The 26,763-nt window shown below is 61.7% G+C and carries 20 protein-coding genes; 11 read left to right on the forward strand and 9 right to left on the reverse strand.

What is annotated here, in order from left to right; genetic code table 11:
- Positions 1-29: 29 nt before the first annotated feature.
- From HBO09_RS18060 to tpx, 6 genes are all read right to left on the reverse strand, one after another.
- Positions 30-2,123 (reverse strand): EAL domain-containing protein, encoded by a 2,094-nt coding sequence (locus tag HBO09_RS18060; protein ID WP_169995443.1) that lies wholly within the window; start codon positions 2,121-2,123, stop codon positions 30-32.
- A 394-nt stretch (positions 2,124-2,517) separates the two neighbouring features.
- Positions 2,518-3,912 carry an efflux transporter outer membrane subunit gene (locus HBO09_RS18065; protein ID WP_262381278.1) on the reverse strand — a complete coding sequence of 465 codons (1,395 nt, stop codon included), beginning with the start codon at positions 3,910-3,912 and terminating at the stop codon, positions 2,518-2,520.
- A 128-nt stretch (positions 3,913-4,040) separates the two neighbouring features.
- Positions 4,041-7,148: an efflux RND transporter permease subunit gene (locus HBO09_RS18070; RefSeq protein ID WP_169995441.1), complete on the reverse strand. Its 3,108-nt coding sequence runs from the start codon at positions 7,146-7,148 to the stop codon at positions 4,041-4,043.
- Entirely contained in the window at positions 7,145-10,246 is a 3,102-nt protein-coding gene (locus tag HBO09_RS18075; RefSeq protein WP_169995439.1) for an MdtB/MuxB family multidrug efflux RND transporter permease subunit, read from the reverse strand. Before HBO09_RS18075 ends, HBO09_RS18070 begins: the two co-directional genes overlap by 4 nt.
- The gene (locus HBO09_RS18080; protein WP_169995437.1) at positions 10,243-11,547 is read right to left on the reverse strand and encodes an MdtA/MuxA family multidrug efflux RND transporter periplasmic adaptor subunit; all 1,305 of its coding nucleotides are present in this window, start codon (positions 11,545-11,547) and stop codon (positions 10,243-10,245) included. The genes HBO09_RS18075 and HBO09_RS18080 overlap by 4 nt, the downstream gene beginning before the upstream one ends.
- A 233-nt stretch (positions 11,548-11,780) precedes the next feature.
- Positions 11,781-12,281, reverse strand: a complete 501-nt coding sequence (gene tpx / locus HBO09_RS18085; protein WP_169995435.1) for a thiol peroxidase — start codon at positions 12,279-12,281, stop codon at positions 11,781-11,783.
- A 168-nt stretch (positions 12,282-12,449) separates the two neighbouring features.
- Here tpx and HBO09_RS18090 point away from each other — a divergent pair, with 168 nt between their 5' ends.
- The 9 genes from HBO09_RS18090 (at position 12,450) to HBO09_RS18130 (ending at position 23,315) form a co-directional block, all read left to right on the forward strand.
- On the forward strand, positions 12,450-13,742 hold the full coding sequence (locus HBO09_RS18090; protein WP_169995433.1) for a glycosyltransferase: 1,293 nt from the start codon (positions 12,450-12,452) through the stop codon (positions 13,740-13,742).
- Positions 13,743-13,808: 66 nt separating this feature from the next.
- Complete coding sequence (locus tag HBO09_RS18095) at positions 13,809-14,714, forward strand: AraC family transcriptional regulator (RefSeq protein WP_169995431.1); 906 nt, start codon at positions 13,809-13,811, stop codon at positions 14,712-14,714.
- A 182-nt stretch (positions 14,715-14,896) separates the two neighbouring features.
- Positions 14,897-16,207, forward strand: coding sequence for a sugar ABC transporter substrate-binding protein (locus HBO09_RS18100; protein ID WP_169995429.1), 1,311 nt, complete (start codon positions 14,897-14,899; stop codon positions 16,205-16,207).
- A gap of 153 nt (positions 16,208-16,360) precedes the next feature.
- Positions 16,361-17,272: a sugar ABC transporter permease gene (locus tag HBO09_RS18105; RefSeq protein WP_169995427.1), complete on the forward strand. Its 912-nt coding sequence runs from the start codon at positions 16,361-16,363 to the stop codon at positions 17,270-17,272.
- Positions 17,273-17,282: 10 nt separating this feature from the next.
- Complete coding sequence (locus tag HBO09_RS18110; RefSeq protein WP_169995425.1) at positions 17,283-18,113, forward strand: carbohydrate ABC transporter permease; 831 nt, start codon at positions 17,283-17,285, stop codon at positions 18,111-18,113.
- A gap of 26 nt (positions 18,114-18,139) precedes the next feature.
- Entirely contained in the window at positions 18,140-19,243 is a 1,104-nt protein-coding gene (ugpC, locus tag HBO09_RS18115; protein ID WP_169995423.1) for a sn-glycerol-3-phosphate ABC transporter ATP-binding protein UgpC, read from the forward strand.
- 17 nt (positions 19,244-19,260) lie between these two features.
- Positions 19,261-20,742 carry a mannitol dehydrogenase family protein gene (locus HBO09_RS18120; RefSeq protein WP_169995421.1) on the forward strand — a complete coding sequence of 494 codons (1,482 nt, stop codon included), beginning with the start codon at positions 19,261-19,263 and terminating at the stop codon, positions 20,740-20,742.
- A gap of 137 nt (positions 20,743-20,879) precedes the next feature.
- The gene (gene xylB / locus HBO09_RS18125; protein WP_169995419.1) at positions 20,880-22,361 is read left to right on the forward strand and encodes a xylulokinase; all 1,482 of its coding nucleotides are present in this window, start codon (positions 20,880-20,882) and stop codon (positions 22,359-22,361) included.
- A 12-nt stretch (positions 22,362-22,373) separates the two neighbouring features.
- Complete coding sequence (locus HBO09_RS18130; protein WP_169995417.1) at positions 22,374-23,315, forward strand: carbohydrate kinase; 942 nt, start codon at positions 22,374-22,376, stop codon at positions 23,313-23,315.
- Between the two features lie 12 nt (positions 23,316-23,327).
- Here the strand turns inward: HBO09_RS18130 and aqpZ are convergent, their stop codons facing one another.
- Positions 23,328-24,017 carry an aquaporin Z gene (gene aqpZ / locus HBO09_RS18135; RefSeq protein WP_169995415.1) on the reverse strand — a complete coding sequence of 230 codons (690 nt, stop codon included), beginning with the start codon at positions 24,015-24,017 and terminating at the stop codon, positions 23,328-23,330.
- 134 nt (positions 24,018-24,151) lie between these two features.
- On the opposite strand from aqpZ, the gene HBO09_RS18140 reads away from it, so the two are divergent.
- A complete protein-coding gene (locus HBO09_RS18140) occupies positions 24,152-24,532 on the forward strand; it encodes a hypothetical protein (protein ID WP_169995413.1) in 381 nt (126 codons plus the stop codon).
- Here the strand turns inward: HBO09_RS18140 and HBO09_RS18145 are convergent, their stop codons facing one another.
- Positions 24,533-24,796, reverse strand: a complete 264-nt coding sequence (locus HBO09_RS18145; protein ID WP_169995411.1) for a DUF1652 domain-containing protein — start codon at positions 24,794-24,796, stop codon at positions 24,533-24,535.
- 267 nt (positions 24,797-25,063) lie between these two features.
- On the opposite strand from HBO09_RS18145, the gene eco reads away from it, so the two are divergent.
- The gene (eco, locus tag HBO09_RS18150) at positions 25,064-25,546 is read left to right on the forward strand and encodes a serine protease inhibitor ecotin (RefSeq protein ID WP_169995409.1); all 483 of its coding nucleotides are present in this window, start codon (positions 25,064-25,066) and stop codon (positions 25,544-25,546) included.
- A 190-nt stretch (positions 25,547-25,736) separates the two neighbouring features.
- On the opposite strand, the gene ilvA is transcribed toward eco, so the two are convergent.
- Positions 25,737-26,753 (reverse strand): threonine ammonia-lyase, biosynthetic, encoded by a 1,017-nt coding sequence (gene ilvA / locus HBO09_RS18155; RefSeq protein ID WP_169995407.1) that lies wholly within the window; start codon positions 26,751-26,753, stop codon positions 25,737-25,739.
- Between the last annotated feature and the right edge of the window lie 10 nt (positions 26,754-26,763).

Raw genomic sequence — 26,763 nt, forward strand, 5'->3', positions numbered from 1 at the left:
GGTTTTGCATGGACCGGGGTCAATTGATCTCAGGGTTGGGTAGGCGGCGGAGGCAATTGCTCCTTGGCCATGATCGCGCTCATGAAGGTATCCGCCGGCAGCGGGTGGCCCAGGTGATAGCCTTGCAACGAATCACAGCCCAGGCGCGTGAGGAAATCCTGTTGCATGTCGGTCTCGACCCCTTCGGCGACGATGCGCAGGCCGAGGGCCTGGCCCAGGGCGACAATGGCCGAAACGATGGCGGCATCATCACTGTCATGCTCCAGATCCCGCACAAAACCACGGTCGATCTTTAGCTCGTTGGCCGGCAGGCGCTTGAGGTACATCAGGCTGGAATAACCGGTGCCAAAGTCGTCGATGGACAGGTCCACGCCCATTTCCGAGAGCTTCTGCAACACCGTCATGCTCGCATCGGCATCGCTCATGGCGGTGGTTTCGGTGATTTCCAGGGTCAGGCTATTGGCCGGCAACTGGTGACGTTGCAGGGCGTTGGCCACACTGCTGACCAGCCCGGCATGGCAGAACTGCAGGGCCGACAGGTTGACCGCGATGCGCCAGTCCCGGTACCCCTGGGCGTACCACACCTGCATTTGCCGGCACGCTTCGTTGAGTACCCAGTCGCCGATGGCAATGATCACCCCGGTCTTTTCCGCCAGCTCGATAAACTTGTCCGGCAGCAACAAGCCATGTTGCGGATGCTCCCAGCGCAACAGGGCCTCGGCACCGACAGCGCGGCCACTGAGGGCGTCGAACTTGGGCTGGTAATGCAGGCGCAACTGCTGTTGCTCCACCGCATTACGCAAATCCTGCAACAGTTGCAGCTGCCGGCGCGCGTTGGTGTTCATCGATACATCAAAAAAGCTATAGCCGTTCTTGCCCATGCTCTTGGCGTGATACATCGCCGCATCGGCATTCATCAGCAGTTCCTGGGGCGTTGCACCATTGCCGGGGAATAGAGCGATACCGACGCTGGCAGAGATGTTCAAGTCATGCTCGGCCACCCGGAACGACTTGTTGATCAGGCCCACCTGGCGCTCGGCCAGGCGCAGTGCATCGTCGGGCTGGCTCAATTGCACGAGCAACACGAACTCATCGCCGCCGATCCGGGCCAGGGTGTCCTGGCTGCGCAGGTCTTCACGCAGGCGCAGGCCCACTTCGCGCAACAATTGGTCGCCCAGATGATGGCCAAAGGCATCGTTGACCGGTTTGAAACCGTCCAGGTCGATAAACATCAGGGCAAAACAGCCGCCCTGCTCCGCCACCAACTGCATCGCCTGCTGAATGCGATCGGCCAGCAGCGTACGGTTTGGCAAGCCGGTGAGTGGGTCGTGCAGGGCCAGATGGGTGAGTTCCTGGTTAGCCAGGGACAAGGAATCGGCCAGCACGGCGGTACGGGCTTCCAGACGTGCGTCGAGCAACGAGGTCAACAGCGCGATGGCCAGCACCGCCAGGGTGGTCACCAGTACTAGGTTATCCAGGCCGCTGCCGCTCAGACCATCCACCGACGCCCCGCAAAAGCTGCCATCGGCAAAACGGGCTGCCGCCATGCCGGTGTAGTGCATGCCGACGATCGCCACGCCCATCACCACTGCCGCGCCGCCCCGCGCCAGGCGTACATAGGGGGTATTGCGCCGCAGGTTGAAGGCAATCCACAGGGCAGCGGCCGAAGCACCGACGGCGATCAGCAGCGAGGCACCGAACAAAGTGGGGTCGTAGTCGATCCCCGGGGTCATGCGCATGGCAGCCATGCCGGTGTAGTGCATGGCGCTGATGCCGGCCCCCATGATCAAGGCGCCAAAGCCCAGTTGCCAGACCGGCAAGCGCGGCTGATTGACCAGCCAGAGGGCAAAGCCGCTGGACAGCATGGCGATCAGCAGCGACAGCGCGGTAATGCCAATGTCGTAACCCAGGGTGATGGGCAGGCTAAACGCCAACATCCCGATAAAATGCATCGACCATACGCCACAGCCCATGGCCAGTGCCCCGCCGGCCATCCACAGGTACACCGCCCGCCCCTTGGCCGTGGCAATGCGGCCGGTCAAATCAAGGGCGGTATAGGAAGCGAGGATCGCCACCAGTAGGGAAATCAGGACCAGTGCGGGGGAATAACTGCCGGTAAGCATGGGGCTTCTCTAGGGATGACAGTGCGAGCGGCATCCATGCCGGGAAAAGCCGGGATTGTAGCGACAAAAATTCTTGGACAGGTGAAATATTGTCACAAGGCCATCACCTGAAATCGCCCTTTGACGAACAGACTTCTCTGTGGCGAACGGGCTTGCCCCGCGCCGGGTGGCGAAGCCGCCCCAATGGCCTCACCAACTGCTGTCAGATAGACCGAGGGGGATGGTTTTGGGGCGGCTTCGCCACCCAACGGGGGACTAGCCCCCTCGCCACAGGGGGGTTGTGGCAGCCTGGAGTTTGCTGCGCAACGCTGACTTTTTGTGGCGAGCGGGCTTGCCCCGCGCTGGGTGGCGAAGCCGCCCCAACAGCCTCACCAACTGCTGTCAGAGATACCGATTACTCTTCGCGTGGCTGCATCTGGCCGTCCCATCCGCCGCCCAGTGCGGCGATCAACTGCACGCTGGCCACCAGCCGGGTCTGCAACAAAGTCAGCACGGTGCGTTCGTTGCTCAATGCCGTGGCCTGGACGTTAACCACATCCAGGTACGCAATCAGGCCTGCCTTGTACTGATTCTGGGTCAGGCGCAGGGATTCGCGGGCAGATTCCAGGGCTTGGTTGCTCACGCCGGCCTCGTCTTCCAGGACCTTGAGCTGGACCATGTAGTTTTCCACCTCGCGGAAGCCATCGAGCACGGTCTGGCGGTACTTGGCCACGGTTTCGTCGTAGGAGGCTTCGGCGCGGTCAACTTCCGCCGAGCGCTGCCCGCCGTCGAACAGGGTCATCGCCAGTTTTGGCCCCACCGACCAGAAACGGTTGGGCAGGCTGATCCAGTCGGCGTAGGTGCTGCTGGAATAACCACCGGCCAGGCTCAGGGTCAGGTCGGGGTAGTAGGCGGTTTTGGCTACGCCGATATTGGCGTTGGCGGCGATCACCGCACGCTCGGCCGAAGCGATGTCCGGGCGGCGCTCCAGCAATTGTGATGGCAGGCTGGCAGGGATCTGCGGCAAAGCGGGAATGTCCTTGCTCACCGCCAGGTTGAACGTGGCTGGAGGCTCGCCAATCAACACCGCAATGGCGTTTTCAAGCTGTGCGCGCTGCCAGATCAGGTCGATCATGCTGGCCTGGGTGCTTTTGAGCTGGGTCTGGGCCTGGGCCACAGCGTCCTTGCCGGAGACACCGGCGCGATACTGGTTTTCAGTCATTTGCAGCGAGCGCTGGTAAGTCTCGACGGTGCTTTGCAGCAGGCGGGTCTGCTCGTCCATGACCCGCAGTTGCAGGTAGTTCTGCACCAACTCCGACTGCTGGCTCAAACGCATGGCGGCCAGGTCGGCGGCGCTGGCTTGTTCGCTGGCATTGCTGGCTTCCAGGCCTCGGCGCAACTTGCCCCAGATATCCGCTTCCCAACTGACGCCCAACTGGGTGTTGAGGGTGTCGCGGATACCGCTGCTGGAACTGCTCAGGCTTGCATTGCTGCTGCCTGTGCCCTGGCTGGCGCGGGTTTTGCCGGCGCTCAGGTCCACCGTCGGGAAGAAGGCCCCACGGGAACTGCGTGCGGTAGCCTGGGCCTGGCGGTAGCGGGCTTCGGCCTGGGCCACGGTCTGGTTGGCGTTGTTGAGCTTGTCCACCAGATTGTTGAGTTGCTGGTCGCCATACAACTCCCACCAGGCGCCACGGGCCAGGGCATCGCTGGGCGCGGCCTGGCGCCAGCCCTGGGCTTCTTTGTACTGCGCAGGCTCAGCCACTTGCGGGCGCTGGTAATCCGGGCCAATGGCGCAGGCACTCAGGAGCATGGCGCAAAACACTGTAGGAGCGAGCTTGCTCGCGAAAAACCTGAGGGCGCGGCGGTGAGTCAGGTGCCCAGCGTTTTCGTTGGAGATTTTCGCTGGCAAGCCAGCGCCTACAGGCAGGTGCGTTGCGGTCATAGCGGAGTGTCCAGGGCAGCGTCGGTACGCACCCCGCGCCAGCCGTTGAAACGGTGGCGCAGGCGGTCGAGATAGAGGTAAACCACCGGGGTGGTGTAAAGGGTCAGGATCTGGCTGAACACTAGGCCGCCGATAATCGTCAGGCCCAGGGGCTGGCGCATTTCCGCGCCTTCGGCGGTGCTCAGCAGCAAAGGCAAGGCTCCGAGGATTGCCGCCAGGGTGGTCATCAGGATCGGTCGCAAGCGCAGCAGGCATGCGCTGCGTATGGATTCCAGGGGCTGCATGCCTTCCTTGCGCTCCAATTGCAGCGCCAGGTCGATCATCAGGATCGCGTTCTTCTTCACCACGCCAATCAGCAGGAACAGGCCCAACAGCGAGATCAGACTGAACTCGCCGCCCAGCACGTAGATCGACAACAGCGCGCCGACCCCGGCCGACGGCAGGGTCGAGAGGATGGTCAGCGGGTGGATGTAGCTCTCATACAGAATCCCCAGCACCAAATACACCGCCACCAACGCGCCAAGGATCATGAACGGCTGGCTTTTCTGGGTGGCGGCAAAGGCATCGGCGGTGCCGGCCATCTTGGCGATGACGTCTTCGGGCAAGCCGACCTTGGCAATCGCCCGCTCGATAGCGGCCGTGCCCTGCTCCACCGTGACCCCGGGGGCCATGTCGAAGGCGATGTCTTCGGAAGCGAACTGCCCTTCGTGGCTGACGCGATCGTCGGCCAGGCTGTTTTCGTAGTGGGCGATGGTCGACAGCGGGATCCGTGCGCCGTCGGCGGTAATCACCTGCACCTGATTGAGGGTGATCGGATCCTGGGCGTATTTCGGATTGACCTCCATCACCACCCGATACTGGTTGAGGCTGTCATAGATAGTGGAAATCTGCCGCTGGCTGTAGGCGTTGTTCAGCACCGAGGTGACCATGTTCATGTCGACGCCCAGGCGCTTGGCCTGGTCGCGATCGACAATCAGCGTTACCTGTTGCGCGCCACGGCCTTCGCGGGCGTCGATGGCGGTCAGTTCCGGCAGTTCACGCAGCGCGGCGACCACTTTCGGGTACCACAGGCGCAAGGCGGCCAGGTCGCCACTTTGCAGGATGTAGGAGTATTGCGAGGACGTCTGGTCGCGGCCACCGCCAAATTGCAGGTCCTGGTCGGCCATCAGCATCAAGCGGCCACCGGGCACCAGCGGCACGTCTTTGCGCAGGCGCTCGATCACCGCCTGGGCCGACAGCTTGCGCTCCTTGATCGGTTTGAGCCGCACCAGCATCACGGCGTTGTTGGTGCCGTTGCTGCCACCGATAAAGCCGGCCACGCTTTCCACGGCAGGATCTTTCAACACAGCCTTGCGGAAAATCTCCATCTTCGGCTGCATGACGCTGAATGACAGGCCGTCGTCGCCGCGTACAAAACCGATCAGTTGCCCGGTGTCCTGTTGCGGCATGAAGGTTTTTGGCACCACCACATACAGCGCGATGTTCACCCCGATGGTCACAAACAGGCTGAGCAGAGTCAGGCGTTTGTGCCGCAGCACCCAATCCAGGCTGCGCGCGTAACCCGCGACCATATGGTCGTTGACCTTCTGGCTCCAGCGCTGCAAGCCAGTCTGCTGCCCTTTGTCATGAGGCTTGAGCCAGCGTGCGCAGAGCATCGGGGTCAAGGTCAACGAGACCACCAGCGAAACGATGATCGCCGCCGCCAGGGTGATGGAAAACTCACGGAACAGGCTGGTGACGATCCCGCCCATAAACAGGATCGACAGGAACACCGCCACCAGCGACACGTTCATCGATAGCAGGGTAAAACCGACCTCCTTGGCCCCCAGGTACGCCGCCTTCATCGGCGCGATGCCGTCGTCGATATGCCGCGAGATGTTCTCCAGCACCACGATGGCATCATCCACCACCAGGCCGGTGGCCAGGATCAGGGCCATCAGCGACAGGTTGTTCAAGGAAAAACCGTACAGGTACATGATCGCAAAGGTGCCCACCAGCGACACCGGTACCGCCAGGGTCGGGATCAGCGAGGCGCGGAAATTGCCAAGGAACAGGTACACCACCAGGATCACCAGGGCCACGGCAATCAGCAGGGTCATTTCCGCCTCATGCAGGGTGGCGGTGATCACCGGCGAGCGGTCCATGGCCAGGTTGAGCTTGACGCTGGACGGCAGCACCGCCTGCAACGCCGGCAACTGGTCCTTGATCTGCTTGACGGTCTCGATGATGTTGGCGCCGGACTGGCGGTTGATCACCAGCAACACCGCCGCATCGTTGTTGAAGAAGCCGCTGTTGTAGCGATCCTCGACGCCATCGCTGATCTTTGCCACATCGCTCAGGCGCAACGCCGCGCCGTCCTGGTAGCGGATCAACAGCGGCTCATAGTCCTTGGCCTTTTCCAATTGGTCATTGGCCTGGATCTGCCAGTTACGCTCGCCATCTTCCACCGAGCCCTTGGGCCGGCGCACGTTGGCATTGGCAATGGTGTCGCGTACTTCATCCAGGGATACGCCGTACTGGTCGAGGGCCTTGGGCTCCAGTTCGATACGCACTGCCGGCAGGGAGCTGCCGCCGATCTGCACTTCGCCCACACCCGGCACCTGGGACAGGCTTTGGGAGAGGATGGTGGAGGCCAGGTCATACAGCTGGCCCTTGGGCAGCACGTCCGAGGTCAGCGACAGCACCATGATCGGCGCCTGGGACGGGTTGATCTTGCGATAGGTGGGCATGCTGCGCATGCCGCTGGGCAACAGGTTGCGCGAGGCGTTGATCGCTGCCTGCACTTCTCGCGCCGCGCCGTTGATATCGCGGTCGGAGTCAAATGCCAGGATCACCCGGGTCGAGCCCTGGCTGGACGAACTGCTCAGGGTGGTGACCCCGGCAATCGAACCGAAGGAGCGCTCCAGGGGCGTCGCCACGGTAGACGCCATTACTTCCGGGCTCGCGCCAGGCAGGCTGGCGGAGACCACAATCACCGGGAAGTCGATCTGCGGCAAGGGCGACACCGGCAGCAGGTTGAAACTGACGCCCCCCAGCAACATGATCGCCAGGCTCAGCAGCATGGTAGCTACCGGCCGGCGAATAAAAGGTCCGGAGAGGTTCATGGTTCAACCGGCTCCAGCGTTTCTGGCGTCTTGCGCCAGCGACGGCCAAGGCGGTCGAAGTACAGGTAAATCACCGGCGTGGTGAACAGGGTAAGGATCTGGCTCAACAGCAAGCCGCCGACCATCACCAGGCCCAGGGGCTGGCGCAACTCGGCGCCGGAACCGGTGGCCAGCATCAGGGGCACCGCACCGAACAGCGCCGCCAGGGTGGTCATCAAGATTGGCCGGAAGCGCAGCAGCGCCGCCTGGTAGATCGCGGTCTGCGGGTCCAGGCCCTGGTTGCGTTCGGCGTCGAGGGCGAAGTCGATCATCATGATCGCGTTCTTCTTCACGATGCCGATCAGCAGGATGATGCCGATGATCGCGATCATCCCCAGGTCGTTGCCCGTGAGCAGCAGCGCCAACAGGGCCCCCACCGCTGCCGATGGCAAGGTCGAGAGGATGGTGATCGGGTGGATGTAGCTTTCGTACAACACGCCAAGCACGATGTACATGGTCACTACCGCCGCCAGAATCAGCAGCAAGGTGCTCGACAGCGAAGCTTCGAAAGCCTGGGCGGCGCCCTGGAACTGGGTCTGCACGCCGACCGGCATGCCGATGTCCTTCTGCACCTGGTTGATCAGTTCCACGCCCTTGCCCAGGGCCACACCGGGGGCCAGGTTGAACGACATCATCACCGCCGGGAACTGGCCGATATGGGTGATCGCCAACTGGGCCTGGCGCTGCTCGATGCGGGCCAGGCTCGACAGGCGTACCTGGCCGCCATCGGTGGTTTTCACATGAATCTGGTTCAGCGCATCCGGCCCCAGGCTTTCACCGGATTGGGCCTGTAGCACCACGCGGTACTGGCTGGCCTGGGTGTAGATCGTGGAAATCTGCCGCTGGCCGAAGGCGTCGTACAGCGCATCGGTGATATTGGCGACCGACACGCCCAGGCGCGAGGCGGCATCGCGGTCGATCACCATGTATACCTGCAAGCCTTTGTCCTGCAGGTCGCTGGCCACATCGGTGAGTTCCGGATACTGGCTCAGGGCCTGTACCAGCTTGCCGCTCCACAGTGCCAATAGCTCGGCATCCGGGGACGACATGCTGAACTGGTACTGGGTGCGACTGACGCGGTCCTCGATGGTCAGGTCCTGCACCGGCTGCATGAACAGGCGAATACCCACCAGCTTGTCCAACGTCGGCTGCAGGCGCGCAATCACCTCGACAGCGCTCAGGTCCCGCTCTTTATGGGGTTTGAGGTTGATCAGCAGGCGGCCACTGTTGAGGGTGGCGTTATCGCCATCGACCCCGATGTAGGACGACAGGCTTTCCACCGCAGGATCTTCGAGGATGATCTTCGCCAGTTCTTGCTGGCGCTGGCTCATGGCGGCAAAGGAAATCGACTGCGGCGCCTCGGAAATGCCCTGGATCACCCCGGTGTCCTGCACCGGGAAGAAGCCCTTGGGCACCACCAGGTACAGCACGACCGTCAGGCCCAGGGTGGCGATGGCCACCAGCAGGGTCAGCGGTTGATGCTTGAGTACCCATTGCAGCTTGCGCCCGTAGGCGGCGACCAGCCAGTCGATCCAGGCGCCGCTGGCCTTGTAGAAGCGGCCCTGTTCTTCTTCCTTGGGTTCGCGCTTGAGCAGGCGCGCGCACATCATCGGCGTCAGGGTCAGGGACACCACCAGGGAAATCAGGATCGCCACCGCCAGGGTGATGGCAAATTCGCGGAACAGCCGCCCGACCACATCGGCCATGAACAGCAGCGGGATCAATACCGCAATCAGCGACAGGGTCAGGGAAATCAGGGTGAAACCGATCTGCTTGGCGCCCTTGAGCGCGGCCGCCAGTGGCGTCTCGCCTTCCTCGATGTAGCGGGAAATGTTCTCCAGCATCACGATGGCATCGTCCACCACAAACCCGGTGGCGATGGTCAGGGCCATCAAGGTCAGGTTGTTGATAGAGAACCCGGCCAAGTACATCACGCCAAAGGTGCCGATCAGGGACAACGGCACGGCAATCGACGGAATGATGGTGGCGCTGAAGCGGCGCAGGAACAGGAACGTCACCATCACCACCAAGGCAATGGCGATCAGCAATTCGTGCTGCACATCGGTGACCGAGGCGCGGATGGTCTGGGTGCGGTCGGTGAGCACCGTGACGTCGAGGCCCGCGGGCAGGTTGTCGGTGATGCTTGGCAGCAGCGCCTTGATCCGGTCCACCACCTCGATCACGTTGGCCCCCGGCTGGCGCTGGATATTGAGCAGCACGGCCTGGTTTTCATTGGCCCAGGCGGCAAGACGCTCGTTCTCGGCGCCATCGACGATCTGCGCGACGTCTTTGAGGCGCAGCGGCGCACCGTTGCTGTAGGCCAGGATCAATTCGGCGTACTGCTCGGGCGATACCAACTGGTCGTTGGCATCGAGCATCGACACCCGTGTCGGGCCGTCGAAGTTACCCTTGGGCTGGTTGACGTTGGAGGCGGCGATCAGGCTGCGCACGTCCGCCAGGTTCAAGCCGTTGGCGGCGAGGGCCTCGGGATTGACTTTGATCCGTACCGCCTGGCGCTGGCCGCCGGCGATGCTGACCATGCCGACACCGCTGATCTGCGCGATTTTTTGCGCCATGCGCGTATCGACCAGGTCATTGAGCTTGGGCAACAGCATGGTCTTGGAAGTGATAGCCAGGGTCAGCACCGGGGTATCGGCCGGGTTGACCTTGTTGTACACCGGGGGCGCCGGCAGGTCCGAGGGCAGCAGGTTGCTCGCCGCGTTGATCGCCGCCTGCACCTGTTGCTCGGCGACGTCCATATTGACGTCGAGGTTGAAGCGCAGGGTCAGCACCGAGGCCCCACCGGAACTGGTCGAGGCCATCTGCGTCAGGCCGGGCATTTGCCCGAACTGGCGCTCCAGGGGCGCGGTGACCGCGCTGGTCATTACGTCCGGGCTGGCGCCTGGGTACAGGGTCATGACGCGGATGGTCGGGTAATCCACCTGGGGCAAGGCTGACACCGGCATCAAGCGATAGGCGATCAGGCCAGCCAGGACAATGGCCAGCATACTCAGGGTGGTGGCGACGGGCCTGAGGATGAACAGCCGTGACAGGTTCATGCGCCGGCCTTTTGCGCCTTGCCGGCATCCGCCGCCGGGCTGCTTTCGCCTTGTGCCGCGGGCTTGCCCTGCAAATGTTCAGTGGGTGTGGTGGGCACCTGGTTGCTGTCGTTGACCACTTCCACGTCGGTGCCGTCCTTCAGGCGGTCGGTGCCTTCCAGCACCACGCGGTCGCCCGCAGCCAGGCCTTCCTTGACCACGGTGTTCTGGCCATCGGTATCACCAATGACCAGCGTGCGGATCTTGACCTTCTTGTCACCGTCCAGGGCATAGACAAAAGTGCCGTTGGTGCCGAACTGGATTGCCGCCGACGGCACCAGCACTACGTTTTTCAGGGTGTCGGCCAACAGACGCACGTTGACGAACTGGTTGGGGAACAGCACCTGGTCCTGGTTATCGAAACGGGCCTTGAATTTCAGGGTGCCGGTGGCGACGTCGATCTGGTTGTCCAGGCTCTGCAGTACGCCGGTGGCCTGTAGTTGCAGGTCGCCACGGTCCCACGCCTGCACCGGCAGCTTGTTGCCGGTGCGATAGCGGGCCAACACGGTTTGCAGGCTGTTCTCCGGCAAGGTGAAGGCCACGCTGATCGGTTGGGTCTGGGTGATGATTGCCAGGGCGGTGGTGTCGTTGGCCGCCACCAGGTTGCCGACGTCCAGTTGGCGCAGGCCCACACGGCCGGAGATCGGCGCGCGGATCTGGGTGAATTCAAGGTTGAGCTTGGCGTCATCCACCGCGCCCTGGTTGGTCTTGACCGTGCCCTGGTATTGCAGGACCAACGCGGCGGCGGTATCCAGGGTCTGCTTGGCGATACTGTCCTGCTCATACAGGCCGCGATAACGCTCAAGGTCGACCTGGGCGTTTTTCAGTTGGGCCTGGTTTTGCAGCAGCGTGCCCTGGGCCTGGAGCAAGGCGTTCTGGTAGCTGCGCGGATCGATTTGCGCCAGCAGGTCGCCGGCCTTGACCATCTGCCCTTCTTCAAACGCGATCTTGACCAGTTCTCCCCCGACCCGGCTGCGCACATTGATGGTGTTGAGCGCCGTCACGGTGCCAAGCGCCTTGTAGTACACCGGGAAATCGCCAGTGACCGCCGGTGCGACTCGCACGGGCACCGCAGCACCGGAGCCGCCGAAGCCGGGACGCATCATCCCCGTCTTGCTGGTCCTGGCCGCCGGGGCCTCTTTCTGGGCAGAGCCTGTGGGCCAGAACTTCCAGCACAGGCCGGCAATCACCAACAGGACAAGCAAGCCAAACAGCCAGCGGCGGGAACTACGGGGAGACGATTGCATGGATTGATCAACCATTGGATGCGAGGGCTTCTTCTTTGGGAGGCTGAAAGATAAGCACTGGGGCGCGTTTAGAAAAGCGCCTTTACCGGCTATTTACCTTCGGGCTTACAAACATTTACTTTTCGAGGTGAAACCTCAGCAATTTGGGCTAAACCGCTGAAGCACAAATAAAAACGGCCTGGACTAGGCCAGGCCGCAAGCATGCATCATACGTGTTACTGCAAAGCGACAGTAACGCGCCGGAACAATTACTTCAGCACAGCCAGGGCCGCGTCGTAGTTTGGTTCTTCGGCGATCTCGCGAACCAGTTCGCTGTGCAGCACTTTATCGTTTTCATCCAGGACTACCACGGCGCGGGCGGTCAGGCACTTGAGTGGGCCGTCGGCAATGGATACACCATAGTCAACGGCAAAATCGGCGTTGCGGAAGTCCGACAGGCTCTTCACGTTTTCCAGGCCTTCGGCACCGCAGAAGCGCGCCTGGGCGAATGGCAGGTCGCTGGAGATGCACAGTACAACGGTGTTGTTCAGGTCGTTGGCCTGGGCGTTGAACTTGCGCACCGAAGTCGCGCAGGTCGGGGTATCAACGCTTGGGAAGATGTTCAGTACTTTGCGCTTGCCGGCGAAAGTCGCCAGGGTGACGTCCGACAGATCGCCTGCGGTCAGGGAAAAGTCGAGGGCCTGGGTGCCAACTTGCGGCAACGCGCCTTCAACCTGGACCGGGTTGCCTTTGAGGGTGACTTGAGCCATGAACGGAATCCTTATGCTGGGTTAGATGAAACGAATTCGAGAGGCCGAAGTTAACCACAAAGTGCGATTGACACCTATGGCCGAACACAAAATGTCATGACTGCGCCCGGGCCGGGCGGCTGTGGTTTAATTGCGCCGCTTTTGCCCTGCCCTTGAAGGAATTCATCGTTGAACAATCCGTCTGCCACCCGCGTTCTGGTCATTGGTTATGTCTGGCCGGAGCCCCGCTCCTCGGCTGCGGGCGGGCATATGATGCAGATACTTGAGAGTTTTCTTACTCAAGGCTGGGAAATAACCTTCAGCAGCCCGGCAGCGATCGGCGAACACAAGGCGGACCTCGGCGCACTGGGCATTCGCGAATGCGCCATTGAGCTCAATAACAGCAGTTTCGACGAATTTATCCGGGAACTGGCCCCGGATATCGTGCTGTTCGATCGCTTCATGATGGAAGAGCAGTTCGGCTGGCGTGTAGAGAAGCAGTGCCCGGATGCCTTGCGCGTGCTGGAAACCTCCGATTTGCAGAGCCTGCGCGATGCCCGCCAGCAGCGCTTGAAGGATTACCTCAAGGATCATCCGGCGGCAGATGACTTCGGCCCGCTATTCGCCAAGGCCCTGGACGCCGAATTCCAGCTGATGGCCGATACCGACCTGGCCAAGCGCGAAATCGCCGCGATCTACCGCTGCGATATCAGCCTGATGATTTCCGATGTGGAGATCCAGTTGCTGACCGAACACTTCAAGGTGCCCGCGGCCCTGCTCCACTGGTGCCCGTTGATGGTCGCGCCGGCCACCGAGGCGTTTGTGCCTTATGAAGACCGCGCGCATTTCCTGAGCATCGGCAATTTCCGCCATGCGCCCAACTGGGACGCGGTGTTATGGATGAAAAACAGCATCTGGCCATTGATTCGCCAGCGCTTGCCCGGTGCCCAGTTGCATATCTATGGCGCCTACACGCCACCCAAGGCCACTGCGCTGCATAACCCGGCCCAGGGCTTTCATGTGATGAACTGGGCAGAAGACGCGTTGCAAGTCATGTCAGGCGCACGTATCTGCCTGGCCCCGCTGCGGTTCGGCGCCGGAATCAAGGGCAAGCTGGCCGACGGCATGCTCTGTGGCACGCCCAGTATCACCACGCCCATCGGCGCCGAAGGCATGACCGACGAACAACCGTGGCCAGGGCTGATCGCCCAGAGTGCCACGGCCCTGGCCGATGCCGCCGTGGCCTTGTACCAGGACCGGCAAGCCTGGAACGAGGCGCAGGAACATGGCCGCGTGCTGCTCGCCCAGCGCTATAGCGCGTCACTCCACGGCCCTGCGCTGGTCGAACGCCTGCAACACTGCCGTAACGAACTGGCACAACATCGGCGCAATAACTTTACCGGCAGCATGTTGCGCCATCATCTGCATAAAAGTACCCAGTACATGGCGCAGTGGATCGAGGCGAAAAACCGCACGTTCTAAATGCTGGCGAGGTGCTGCGCAACGGGGCATTATCGGTTGCGCGACCACAATAAAAGCGACGCCAGCATGACTCGAGCCGCGCGAATCACCGACCCCTCCTATGAATTGATGGACGACCACAATGGCCTGTCCATCATCTATCGCCAGCACGGTTTCCCCTGCCCGCTGGTGCGCTGGCATTTCCATAAGGAATACGAGCTGCACCTGATTATTGCCAGCTCCGGCAAGGTGTTTATCGGCGACTACATCGGCAACTTCTATCCCGAAAGCCTGTTCCTCACCGGGCCCAACCTGCCCCATAACTGGATCAGCCAGGTGGCCGAAGATGAGGTGGTGCCCAAGCGCGACATGCTGGTGAACTTTACCGACGAGTTGTTTGATAGCGCGGTTCCGGTCTTCAGTGAGCTCAAGGCTGTGGCGCCGCTGCTGGAGCGGGCGAAGTACGGCATCGAGTTTCGCTGCAAGCACACCATCGCCCAGGCCATGACGCTGATGCAGCAGATAGAAAACGCGCGCGGCGTGGCGCGGCTAGGGCACTTTTTTATCCTGCTGGAAGTGTTGAGTGCCTGTGAGGATTACCAGTTGCTGTCCGGGGTGACCACGCCGCAGTTGGCCGATGAGCACAGCATCGACCGCACTAACCGTGCGGTGGACTATATCTTCGCCCACTACGGCCGGGAGTTGCCCCTCGAAGAAGTGGCCGACCATCTGGGAATGAAGCCGACGTACTTTTCCAGGGTGTTCAAGCAGGCGACCGGGCGCACTTTCATCGAGTTCGTCAACCGCCTGCGCATCAGTAAATCCTGTGAGCTGCTGGCCGATGGTGACAAGGCCGTCACCGATGTGTGCTTTGAGTCAGGCTTCAACAATATCTCCAACTTCAATCGGCGCTTTCAGCAGCTCAAAGGCATGACGCCCTCCCATTATCGACGGCTGGCTATGCAGCGCTTGACCGAGCAGAACCTGGCCTGAGCGCGACGCCGGTAAAAGATCGCTCGTTTGAGTGCAAAAAAGTATCAGTCCTAGTGCGCTCAAGGATTTGTCACCGCGCCTGCAGAAGGCTGTAATCAACGCACACTCTTCCTGCCGTCATGGAAGACACAACAACAATAACTGTCCTTCTGTAGCCCCTGGGCGCAGAAACGGAGTGCGCGATGACTTTCCCAGCAAAAGCACTGCTTGCCTGTACCTGCATGACTCTCAGCGCCGCCAGCCTGGGCGCACAGACCCTGACCATTGCCACCGTCAACAACAGCGACATGATCCGCATGCAAAAGCTGTCGAAAACCTTCGAGGCCGAGCATCCGCAAATCAAGTTGAACTGGGTGGTACTGGAAGAAAACGTCCTGCGCCAACGCCTGACCACCGATATCGCCACCCAGGGCGGGCAGTTCGATGTGCTGACCATCGGCATGTACGAAGCTGCACTCTGGGGCGCCAAGGGTTGGTTGGAGCCAATGAAGGATCTGCCGCCGTCCTACGACCTGGACGATGTATTCCCCTCAGTGCGCGACGGCCTTTCCGTCAAGGGCACGCTGTACGCCCTGCCTTTCTATGCAGAAAGTTCCATTACTTACTACCGCACCGACCTGTTCAAGCAGGCCGGGCTGACCATGCCTGAACACCCGACCTGGGTGCAGATTGGCGAGTTTGCCGAAAAACTCACCGACAAAAGCAAGGAACAGTACGGCCTGTGCCTGCGCGGCAAGGCCGGTTGGGGCGAAAACATGGCACTGATCGGCACCCTGGCCAACGGTTATGGCGCACGCTGGTTCGATGAAAAGTGGCAACCACAATTCAACGGACCCGAGTGGAAAGATGCACTGAACTTCTACGTCGACAACATGAAAAAATCCGGCCCGCCGGGCGCATCCAGCAACGGCTTCAACGAGAACCTGGCGCTGTTCAACAGCGGCAAGTGCGCGATCTGGGTGGATGCCAGCGTCGCCGGCTCATTTGTTACCGACAAGACCCAGAGCAAGGTCGCCGATCACGTCGGCTTCACCTTTGCCCCTCAACAAGTCACCGACAAGGGCAGCTCGTGGCTGTATTCCTGGTCTCTGGCGATCCCGACCAGTTCAAAGGCCAAGGACGCGGCCAAGGTCTTCAGTGCCTGGGCCACTTCCAAGGAGTACGGCGCGCTGGTGGCCAAGACCGACGGTATCGCCAACGTGCCGCCGGGCACCCGCGCCTCGACCTACAGCGAGGAGTACATGCAGGCCGCCCCCTTTGCCAAGGTCACGCTGGAGTCGTTGAAGGTTGCGGATCCGACCAAGCCAACCCTCAAGCCGGTGCCGTATATCGGTATCCAGTTGGTGACCATTCCTGAGTTCCAGGCGATTGGCACCCAGGTGGGCAAGTTCTTTTCCGGCGCCCTGACCGGCCAGCAGACGGTGGACCAGGCCCTGGCGGCCGCGCAAACCACCACCGAGCGGGAAATGAAGCGCGCCGGCTATCCCAAATAACCCAGCCTCACCCCGTAAATGTAGGAGCTGGCTTGCCTGCGATAGCGGCGTATCAGTCACCGAATATGTCGGCTGAACCACCGTTATCGCGAGCGAGCCCGCTCCCACACTGACCGCGCTCCGACTCTCGCTCTGCAAACTGGTTTTGATCCTATGAATGTGCAAACCGCTGCTGCGGATAAACCGCGTAAAAACCGCCTGCTCAACCCCGGCTGGCTCCTCGTCAGCCCCTCGGTGGCCCTGTTGCTGCTGTGGATGATCGTGCCTCTGGGCATGACCCTGTACTTTTCGCTGATCCGCTACAACCTGCTTTACCCCGGCGAAAACCAATTCGTGGGCCTGGAGAACTTCACCTACTTCATCACCGATTCCGGCTTCCTGCCCGGCGCCACCAACACCCTGTTGCTGGTGGGCAGCGTGCTGCTGATCAGTGTGGTGCTGGGCGTGTTGATCAGTGCCTTGCTGGAAGCCAGCGAGTTTTTCGGTCGCGGGTTGGTGCGGGTGTTGCTGATCTCGCCGTTCTTCATCATGCCCACGGTGGGTGCGCTGATCTGGAAGAACCTGATTTTCCACCCGGTGTCCGGCGTGCTGGCGGCGGTGTGGAAGTTGTTTGGCGCGCAGCCGGTGGATTGGCTGGCGCACTACCCGCTGCTGTCGATCATCATCATTGTGTCCTGGCAATGGCTGCCCTTCGCCATCCTGATTCTGATGACCGCCATGCAGTCCCTGGACCAGGAACAGAAAGAAGCGGCGCGCCTGGACGGTGCCGGTCCGATTGCGATCTTCTGGCACCTGACCCTGCCGCACTTGGCCCGGCCCATCGCCGTGGTGGTGATGATCGAGACGATTTTCCTGCTCTCGGTGTTCGCCGAAATCTTCACCACCACCAACGGCGGCCCCGGCTACGCCTCGACCAACCTCGCCTACCTGATCTACAACCAGGCGCTGGTGCAGTTCGACGTGGGCATGGCTTCGGCCGGCGGCTTGATTGCCGTGGTCATTGCCAATATCGCGGCGATCATCCTGGTACGGATGCTCGGCAAAAACCTGACTGACAAGCCTTGAGGGCCGCGCCATGACGCTTCAACAATCCCGCCGCCTGCAAAGCCTGTTGCTCGGCACCCTGGCCTGGGCCATCGCGATCGTGATTTTCTTCCCGATCTTCTGGATGGTACTTACCAGTTTCAAGACCGAAATCGACGCGTTTGCCACGCCGCCACAGTTTATTTTCACCCCTACCCTTGAGAACTACCTGCTCATCAACGAGCGCAGCAATTACGTAAGCTTCGCCTGGAACTCAGTGGTGATTTCCTTCAGCGCCACCGCCTTGTGCCTGCTGATTGCGGTGCCGGCGGCCTACTCCATGGCGTTCTACGAAACCCAGCGCACCAAGGGCACGCTGCTGTGGATGCTGTCGACCAAGATGCTGCCACCCGTGGGTGTGCTGATGCCTATCTACCTGCTGGCCAAGGGCATGGGCCTGCTGGATACGCGCATCGCGCTGATCATCATCTACACCCTGATCAACCTGCCGATTGTGGTGTGGATGGTTTACACCTACTTCAAGGACATTCCCAAGGACATCCTCGAAGCCGCACGCCTGGATGGCGCCACCCTGTGGCAGGAAATGGTGCGGGTGCTGCTGCCCATCGCCAAGGGCGGCCTGGCTTCCACGGTGTTGCTGTCGCTGATCCTGTGCTGGAACGAAGCGTTCTGGTCGCTGAACCTGACCTCGTCGAATGCCGCGCCCTTGACCGCGCTGATCGCCTCCTACTCCAGCCCCGAAGGTTTGTTCTGGGCCAAATTGTCCGCAGTCTCGACCCTGGCCTGCGCGCCGATCCTGATCTTCGGTTGGATCAGCCAGAAGCAGTTGGTGCGCGGTTTGTCCTTTGGCGCAGTGAAATAACGACCCCTTATAAAAGGAGGCCCATCATGGCCAACCTGAAAATCAAGAATCTGCAAAAAGGCTTCGAAGGTTTCTCCATCATCAAGGGCATCGACCTGCAAGTGAACGACAAGGAATTCGTGGTCTTTGTCGGGCCTTCGGGCTGTGGCAAGTCCACTCTGCTGCGCCTGATTGCCGGCCTTGAGGAAGTCACCGAAGGCACCATCGAACTGGATGGCCGCGATATCACCGAGGTGACCCCGGCCAAGCGCGACTTGGCCATGGTGTTCCAGACCTATGCCCTGTACCCGCATATGAGCGTGCGCAAGAACATGTCGTTTGCCCTGGATTTGGCGGGCGTGGACAAGCAGATCGTCGACAGCAAAGTCAGTGAGGCCGCACGTATCCTGGAGTTGGGCCCGCTGCTGGAGCGCAAGCCCAAGCAGTTGTCTGGCGGGCAGCGCCAGCGGGTGGCCATTGGCCGGGCGATTGTGCGCAACCCGAAGATCTTCCTGTTCGACGAGCCGCTGTCCAACCTCGACGCGGCCCTGCGCGTGCAAATGCGCCTGGAGCTGGCGCGCCTGCATAAAGAACTGCAAGCCACCATGATCTACGTAACCCACGACCAGGTCGAAGCCATGACCCTGGCCGACAAGGTGGTGGTGCTCAACAGTGGGCGCATCGAACAGGTCGGCTCGCCACTGGAGCTGTATCACCAACCGGCCAACCTGTTTGTCGCGGGCTTTTTGGGCACGCCGAAAATGGGCTTTCTCAAGGGCAAGGTCACCCGGGTCGAAGGCCAAGGCTGCGAAGTACAACTGGATGCCGGCACCTTGATCAGCCTGCCGTTGCACAGTGCCAGCTTGAGCGTGGGCAGTGCCGTGACCCTGGGCATCCGCCCCGAGCACCTGGAACTGGCCGCGCCGGGCGATACCACCCTCACCGTTACCGCCGACGTTGGCGAGCGCCTGGGCAGCGACACGTTCTGCCATGTGCTCACCGCCAGTGGCGAGCCGCTGACCATGCGGATCCGTGGCGACATGGCCAGCCAGTATGGCGAGACGCTGCAACTGCACCTGGACCCGGCGCACTGCCATCTGTTCGACACCGACGGTGTTGCGGTGGCCCGCCCACTGCGCGCTGCCGCCTGATTTCGCGAGAGCTTTTGATGAAACTCAATAAACACAACCTCAACGTGTTGGCACCTGAAGTGCGCCTGCCGACCTACGCCCTCGCCGACACGCGCCAGGGCATCGCCCATATCGGCGTCGGCGGTTTCCACCGCGCACACCAGGCCTATTACACCGACGCCCTGATGAACACCGGTGTCGGCCTGGACTGGAGCATCTGCGGCATTGGCCTGCGCGCCGAAGACCGCAAGGCGCGGGATGACCTGGCCGGCCAGGACTATCTGTTCACCCTGTATGAACTGGGCGACACCGACGACACCGAAGTGCGAGTGATCGGCGCCATCAGCAACATGCTCCTGGCGCAGGACAGCGCCCAGGCCGTGATCGATAAACTGGCCAGCCCTGAAATCCGCATCGTGTCGCTGACCATCACCGAGGGCGGCTACTGCATCGACGACAGCAACGGTGAGTTCATGGCCCACCTGCCGCAGATCCAGCATGACCTCGCTCACCCTACGGCGCCGCAGACGGTATTCGGTTTTATCTGCGCAGCCCTGAGCCAGCGCCGTGCCGCCGGCATTCGGGCCTTTACCGTGATGTCCTGCGATAACCTGCCGCACAACGGCGCCGTGACCCGCAAGGCGCTGCTGGCGTTCGCCGCGCTGCGCGATGCCCAACTGCATGACTGGATCCAGGCCAATGTGAGTTTCCCCAACGCCATGGTCGACCGCATCACGCCCATGACCAGTACCGCCCACCGCCTGCAACTGCATGATGAACACGGCATCGATGATGCCTGGCCAGTGGTGTGCGAGCCTTTTGTGCAATGGGTGCTGGAAGACAAGTTTGTCAACGGCCGGCCAGCCTGGGAGCAGGTGGGTGTGCAGTTCACCGACGACGTCACCCCTTATGAAGAAATGAAGATCGGCCTGCTCAACGGCAGTCACCTGGCCCTGACCTACCTGGGGTTTCTCAAGGGCTACCGGTTTGTCCACGAGACCATGAACGACCCGCTGTTTGTCGCGTATATGCGCGCCTATATGGACCTGGACGTGACCCCCAACCTGGCGCCGGTGCCGGGCATCGATCTGGAGCAGTACAAGCAGACCTTGGTGGAGCGCTTCTCCAACCAGGCGATTGCCGATCAACTGGAGCGAGTCTGCTCCGATGGTTCGTCGAAGTTTCCCAAGTTCACTGTGCCGACGATCAACCGCCTGATTGCCGAGGGCCGCGACACTGAGCGCGCAGCGCTGGTGGTAGCCGCCTGGGCCTTGTACCTGCAAGGTGTGGACGAGAACGGCGTGCGCTACCCGATCCCCGACCCCCGCGCCGACTTCTGCCGGGCGCTGGTGGCGGATGACGCCTCGATCAGCCAGCGACTGCTGAGTGTGGAAGAGATTTTTGGCCCGGCAATTCCCAACTCACCTGAGTTTGTGGCAGCGTTTGAGCGGTGTTTTGCCAGTTTGCGTGACAAAGGTGTCGCAGAGACCCTGAAGCAGCTGCTCGCCAACCTTCACTGACAAAGCTTGAGCAAAATAATGTGGGAGCGGGCTTGCTCGCGAAAGCAGTGGGTCAGTTGATAGATGTTTGGCTGATACGCCGCTTTCGCGAGCAAGCCCGCTCCCACATTTTGACCGCGTTCCATTGAGCGATAACTATGACCCGGCAATCTCTATTCCTCGGCATCGACTGCGGCACCCAAGGCACCAAGGCCATCGTCCTCGACGCCGCCAGCGGTAAGGTGCTGGGCCTGGGCGCCGCTGCCCACACCCTGATCAGCGGCGCCAATGGCCGGCGCGAGCAGCACCCTCAGGAGTGGCTGGACGCCTTTACCGAGGCCACCCACCGCGCCTTGCAACAAGCCGGCGTGGACGGCCAGGACATTCTCGGCATCGGAGTTTCCGGCCAGCAGCACGGCCTGGTGCTGCTCGATGAACACGGCCAGGTGCTGCGCCCGGCCAAGCTGTGGTGTGACACCGAAACCAGCGCCGAAAACAGCCGATTACTAGAGCACCTGGGCGGTGAAAGCGGCTCCCTGGAGCGCCTGGGCGTAGCGATTGCGCCAGGCTACACCGTGTCCAAGTTGCTATGGACCCTGGAACAACACCCGGATGTTTTCGCACGAATCGCCCATATCCTGCTGCCCCACGATTACCTCAACTATTGGCTCACCGGCCGCGCCTGCGCCGAGTATGGCGACGCCTCGGGCACCGGCTATTTCAATGTACGCAGCCGCCAATGGGACCTTGGGTTGCTGCGTCACATCGATACCAGCGGGCGCCTGGAGGCAGCTTTGCCAGCGTTGATCGAGGCCGACCAGCCCGTGGGCAGCATTCTGCCGGCCATCGCCGAACGCCTGGGGATCAACCCTGGGGCCATTGTGTCCAGTGGCGGCGGCGACAATATGATGGGGGCGATTGGCACCGGCAACATCGAGCCTGGGGTGTTTACCATGAGCCTCGGCTCGTCCGGCACCGTGTATGCATTCGCCGACCAGCCGAATGTCAGCGCCCAGGCCGCGGTGGCGACATTCTGCTCGTCCAGCGGCGGCTGGCTGCCGCTGATCTGCACCATGAACCTGACCAACGCCACCGGGGTGATCCGCGAGCTGTTCGAGCTGGACCTGGTGGCGTTCAACGCCCTGGTGGCCCAGGCCCCGATTGGCGCCGAGGGCGTCAGCATGCTGCCGTTTCTCAATGGCGAGCGCGTCCCCGCCCTGCCCCACGCCACCGGCAGCCTGCACGGGCTGACCATGACCAACATGACCCGTGGCAACCTATGCCGCGCAGTGGTCGAAGGCACCACCTTTGGCTTGCGCCAAGGCCTGGACCTGTTGCGCCAGACCGGCCTGCAAAGCCACAGTATCCGCCTGACCGGCGGCGGCTCGAAAAGCCCGGTGTGGCGGCAGATGGTCGCCGATATCATGGACACCGAAGTGGTCTGTACCGAACAGAGCGAAGCGGCGGCCCTGGGCGCGGCGATCCAGGCCGCATGGTGCCAGTCCGGCGAAAGCCTGCAGGCACTGTGCGCACGCTGCGTCAGCATCGACCCGGCCAGCCGCACCCAACCCGTCGCCGCCAGCGTCAGGGCTTATCAGCAGGCCTATGAGCGCTATCAACAGCTTGTGGCAACCCTTTAAGAGCGAATAACTATGTATCTAGTGTGTGGCGAAGCGCTGTTTGATTTTTTCAGCCAAGAGGATGCCAGCGCACCTGCGTCCCAAGTCAATTTCAAGGCGATTGCCGGCGGTTCGCCGTTCAATGTCGCCGTGGGCCTGCGCCGCCTGGGAATCGAAGCGGGGTTGTTCGCCGGGTTGTCCAAAGATTACCTGGGCCAGCGCCTGCGCCAGGTCCTCAAGGATGAAGGGGTACGCGACGATTACTTGGTGGAGTTTGCCGCGCCGACCACCCTGGCAATGGTTGCCCTGGGGGCCAACGGTTCCCCGCAGTACAGCTTTCGGGGCGCAGGCTGTGCCGATCGGCAGTTGCAGGTCGAACACCTACCCGCCCTCGATGGACGGGTACGCGGCTTGCATTTTGGTTCGTTTTCCCTGGTGGTGCAGCCGGTTGCCGACAGCCTTTTGGCCCTGATCCGCCGGGAAAGCGGCAGGCGCCTGATCAGCCTCGATCCAAATGTGCGCCTGAACCCCGAGCCGGATATCGAACTGTGGCGCCGGCGAGTGGCTGAGCTGGTGCACTATGCCGATCTGATCAAGGTCAGCGATGAAGACTTGCACCTGCTCTACCCCGGCCAGGCGCCAGAAAGCGTGTTGCAAGGCTGGTTGCAGCACCGTTGCCAGCTGATTTTCCTGACCCGTGGCGGCGATGGCGCGAGCGTATTCAGTCGCCAGCATGGCAACTGGTCGGCACCGGCGGTCAAGGTGGTGATGGCCGATACGGTGGGCGCTGGTGACACCTTCCAGGCGGCCCTGATTGCCTGGCTCACCGAGCAGCAACTGGATTCGATGGAAGGCGTACAGGGCCTGGGCCGGGAGCAGATTGACGGCATGCTCAAGTTCGCCATTCGCGCCGCCGCGCTGACCTGTGGCAAGACCGGGCCAGACCTGCCCTATCGTCATCAATTAAACGAGTAACCCCGCGCAATTTCACTTCGTCGTCACTCGCACGCCTCGGGCCACCCAGGCGCCGAGGATGCCGCCGATCAGCGGCGCCAGCCAGAACAGCCAGAGTTGCATCAGGTACTCGGTACCGGCAAACAGCGCCGTCCCGGTACTGCGCGCCGGGTTGACCGAGGTGTTGGTGACGGGAATCGACACCAGGTGAATCAGGGTCAGCGTCAGGCCCACGGCGATCGGCGCAAACCCTGGCGCGGCACCTGGCGCGGTCACTCGCATGACGATAAACACCAGGAAGAACGTCCCCACGCTTTCTACCACCATGGCGGCCAGCAGGCTGTACTGCCCCGGACTCAGCGCACCGTAGCCATTGGCGGCAAACTCGCCGAGTGCAAAGCCCGGCCGACCGCTGGCGACCAGCGCGAGGATCGCCGCCGCGACCGTTGCCCCGGCGACCTGAGCGATGAGGTAAGGCAGCACATCCATCCCCGGCAGTCGTCCTCCAACCCACAGGCCGACCGTGATCGCCGGGTTGAAATGCGCGCCACTGATACTGCCTACCGCGTAGGACATGGTCAGCACACTCAGGCCAAACGCCAGGGCCACCCCGGCAAATCCAATGCCCAGGCCGGGAAACGCGGCCGCCAGAATGGCACTGCCACAGCCGCCGAAGGTCAGCCAGAAGGTGCCGAGAAACTCTGCTGCGATTTTTTGTTGCACGCCCTACCTCAGCCACTGGCGACAGATGTGGCCGGACAGTAGCAGCGCGCGGGGCCGGCGCCGTATCGGATTTGTCTGAGGCTTGCCACACAGCGTACTCTTGGGCCCCTCTGAAACGGCCGAAAGGACTCGCCATGCGCATCAGCTTCCCCTCGCTCGCCACTTTTACCGCCGTGCTGTGCCTGGCCCTCGCGGTTGCCTGGGGCATCCGGCCAGACTGGCTGTTGTGGCTCTGGGGCGTGGAATACTCCGCCGCCAGCGGGCTCGTTGCTCGACGCAATGGCGTGCTGTTCCTGGCTATCGGGATCATGTTTTATCGGTTGCGCCACATGCCCCCATCCCCCCCGCGCAGCGCACTGGTTTCAGGGTTTATCGTGGGCTGCCTGGGGTTGGCGGTGCTGGGGATCGGCGAATGGCTCAATGGCCATGCCGGCCCGGGGATTCTGTTGGCCGTGGGCACGGAGTTGCTGCTGGGCCTGGGGTTTATCCAGGCCCGCGATCCGGCCACGGACTGATCAGTACAGCCTCGCACCCGCTCTGCGCGGAGCGGGCGCATGGGCGTGGGCATGTTTGAGGTCTTCACGCAGCTCGGTGATCAGGTTGCAGATGGCTCGGCTGCTGTTGAGTTTATCGGCCTGGATGCCGGTGAGTTTAATAAGCCTACCCTCGTCACCGTAGACTTCGATGGTCAACGACGCATCCTGTGCCTTGGTGCATTCACAACGTCTGGGCAGGAAACTTCCTTCAATAATGCCGCGTAGTTCCAATTCCGAAAACATGGCTGAACCTCTCCTTTTTTGAGACCGCCAATGAATTTTTATAGATATCAATAGTCTGACCGCCGCGTCAGGACGGTTGACTTCACGCCTTGCCAACCCTGGCAGGCGCTTTCAACTGCAAAGCCTACTCCTTGTGTCTGTCGGCGTAGGATCCTTTCCTCATAAGCACCAGCAACCCTTATATAAGTTGCTGCCGGTTTGCACTACCGGACGTTGGCGTGCATCGTGGCAGCACCTGTTTATCATCCCCAAAGATAAGGACGTCCCATGACCTCTTCTGCCCTCAACATCTTTTCGGTACTGGCCATGACCGTGCTCGCCGCCCAGGCCAATGCGGCCAAGCTTGAAGATATCGCGCCCTACCCCAAGGCCGATGCCGGGCATGTTCGCCAGGTCATCCACTTGCCGCAAAAGCCCCAAGAACAGGACTTCAAGGTCGAAATCCTCGCGGGTAAAACCTTGCCTGTGGACTGCAACCAGCAGCGTCTGGGCGGTGTTCTGGAAGAGAAAAACCTCGAAGGTTGGGGCTACCCGTTTTACCGCCTGGAGAAGGTCAGCGGCCCCATGAGCACGATGATGGCCTGCCCCGATGGCAAGACCCGCGAGGACTTTGTGCCGGTGGTCGGCGATGGTTTTGTGCTGCGTTACAACAGCAAGTTGCCCATCGTTGTATATGTTCCAAAAGATGTCGAAGTGCGTTACCGCATCTGGTCGGCATCGACCACCGTCGAGAAGGCTAGCGAGCAGTAACGCGCAGATCGGCCTTCTGTGGTGAGCGGGCTTGTCGGAACGCCGCATCGCCCGCGCTGGGCTGCGAAGCAGCCCCCCTCAGCCGAATGCGCTGTATCAGATTCTCCGTAGCGCCTGGTTTGGGGCGGCTTTGCCGCCCAGCGCGGGCGATGCGGCGTTCCGACAAGCCCGCTCGCCACAAGGGGGGGCGTCAGGCTTGTGCCGCCACCCGCTCAGCCACGTGGCGCAAACTATCGAAGTTGATATTGGCCCCGGAGTTGATCGCCACCAACGTCTGCCCCAGCACCCCGTTGCGTTGCACATAGCGGCGGATTCCGGCAACCGCCAGGGCACCTGAGGGTTCGGTGATGGAGCGGGTATCGTCGTAGATCAGCTTGATCGCGCTGCACAGTTCATCGTTGCTGACGGTGATGACTTCATCGACATGCTGGCGGCAGATTTCAAAGCCGTAGGCGCCGATCTGCGCCACGGCGGTACCATCGGCAAAGCTGTCCACGCTGGGCAATATCACCCGTTCGCCGGCACGCAAGGCCGCCAGCAGGCAGCTGGAGCCTTCAGGCTCCACGCCAATGACCCGCACCTCTGGTCGTAAATACTTGATGTATGCCGCGATGCCGGCAATCAACCCGCCTCCACCCACCGGTACGAAGATCGCGTCCAGTGCGCCTTGTTGCTGGCGCAGGATTTCCATGGCGACGGTGCCCTGTCCCGCGATGACGTCGGGATCATCGAAGGGCGACACAAAGGTAGCCCCCGACTGTTCGGCCAACTGCAATGCATGGGCCAGGGCGAACGGGAAACTTGCCCCGTGCAGCACCGCGTCGGCGCCCCGGGAGCGTACGCCCAGTACTTTCAATTCGGGGGTGGTGCTGGGCATCACAATCGTCGCCTTGATCCCCAGTTCACGCGCCGCCAGGGCTACGCCCTGGGCATGGTTGCCAGCAGACGCAGTGACCACCCCGCAGGCCTTTTGCTCATCGCTAAGCTGCACCAGCTTGTTATAGGCACCGCGGATCTTGAAGGAAAACGTCGGCTGCAGGTCTTCGCGCTTGAGCAGGATCTGATTACCCAGCAACGCCGATAACGCCGGGGCCGGCTGCAACGGCGTGCGTACCGCCAGGTCGTAGACCGGCGCGGCGAGGATTTTCTTTACGTAATGCTCAAGCAATCCAGCGTCGACCGTGGACTGCGGCAGTGGGCTACTCATGGGTGTCTCC

This window comes from Pseudomonas sp. WS 5027 (assembly GCF_012985695.1).
Classification (GTDB): Bacteria; Pseudomonadota; Gammaproteobacteria; order Pseudomonadales; family Pseudomonadaceae; genus Aquipseudomonas; species Aquipseudomonas hygromyciniae.

Coding starts and splice junctions, on each gene's coding strand:
- HBO09_RS18060 (WP_169995443.1), bottom strand. CDS start 2,123: ATGCTTACCGGCAGTTATTCCCCCGCACTGGTCCTGATTTCCCTACTG.
- HBO09_RS18075 (WP_169995439.1), bottom strand. CDS start 10,246: ATGAACCTGTCACGGCTGTTCATCCTCAGGCCCGTCGCCACCACCCTG.
- xylB (WP_169995419.1), top strand. CDS start 20,880: ATGACCCGGCAATCTCTATTCCTCGGCATCGACTGCGGCACCCAAGGC.
- HBO09_RS18095 (WP_169995431.1), top strand. CDS start 13,809: ATGACTCGAGCCGCGCGAATCACCGACCCCTCCTATGAATTGATGGAC.
- eco (WP_169995409.1), top strand. CDS start 25,064: ATGACCTCTTCTGCCCTCAACATCTTTTCGGTACTGGCCATGACCGTG.
- tpx (WP_169995435.1), bottom strand. CDS start 12,281: ATGGCTCAAGTCACCCTCAAAGGCAACCCGGTCCAGGTTGAAGGCGCG.
- HBO09_RS18080 (WP_169995437.1), bottom strand. CDS start 11,547: ATGGTTGATCAATCCATGCAATCGTCTCCCCGTAGTTCCCGCCGCTGG.
- HBO09_RS18145 (WP_169995411.1), bottom strand. CDS start 24,796: ATGTTTTCGGAATTGGAACTACGCGGCATTATTGAAGGAAGTTTCCTG.
- HBO09_RS18065 (WP_262381278.1), bottom strand. CDS start 3,912: ATGCTCCTGAGTGCCTGCGCCATTGGCCCGGATTACCAGCGCCCGCAA.
- HBO09_RS18130 (WP_169995417.1), top strand. CDS start 22,374: ATGTATCTAGTGTGTGGCGAAGCGCTGTTTGATTTTTTCAGCCAAGAG.
- ugpC (WP_169995423.1), top strand. CDS start 18,140: ATGGCCAACCTGAAAATCAAGAATCTGCAAAAAGGCTTCGAAGGTTTC.
- HBO09_RS18120 (WP_169995421.1), top strand. CDS start 19,261: ATGAAACTCAATAAACACAACCTCAACGTGTTGGCACCTGAAGTGCGC.
- HBO09_RS18100 (WP_169995429.1), top strand. CDS start 14,897: ATGACTTTCCCAGCAAAAGCACTGCTTGCCTGTACCTGCATGACTCTC.
- HBO09_RS18110 (WP_169995425.1), top strand. CDS start 17,283: ATGACGCTTCAACAATCCCGCCGCCTGCAAAGCCTGTTGCTCGGCACC.
- HBO09_RS18140 (WP_169995413.1), top strand. CDS start 24,152: ATGCGCATCAGCTTCCCCTCGCTCGCCACTTTTACCGCCGTGCTGTGC.
- HBO09_RS18070 (WP_169995441.1), bottom strand. CDS start 7,148: ATGAACCTCTCCGGACCTTTTATTCGCCGGCCGGTAGCTACCATGCTG.
- HBO09_RS18105 (WP_169995427.1), top strand. CDS start 16,361: ATGAATGTGCAAACCGCTGCTGCGGATAAACCGCGTAAAAACCGCCTG.
- ilvA (WP_169995407.1), bottom strand. CDS start 26,753: ATGAGTAGCCCACTGCCGCAGTCCACGGTCGACGCTGGATTGCTTGAG.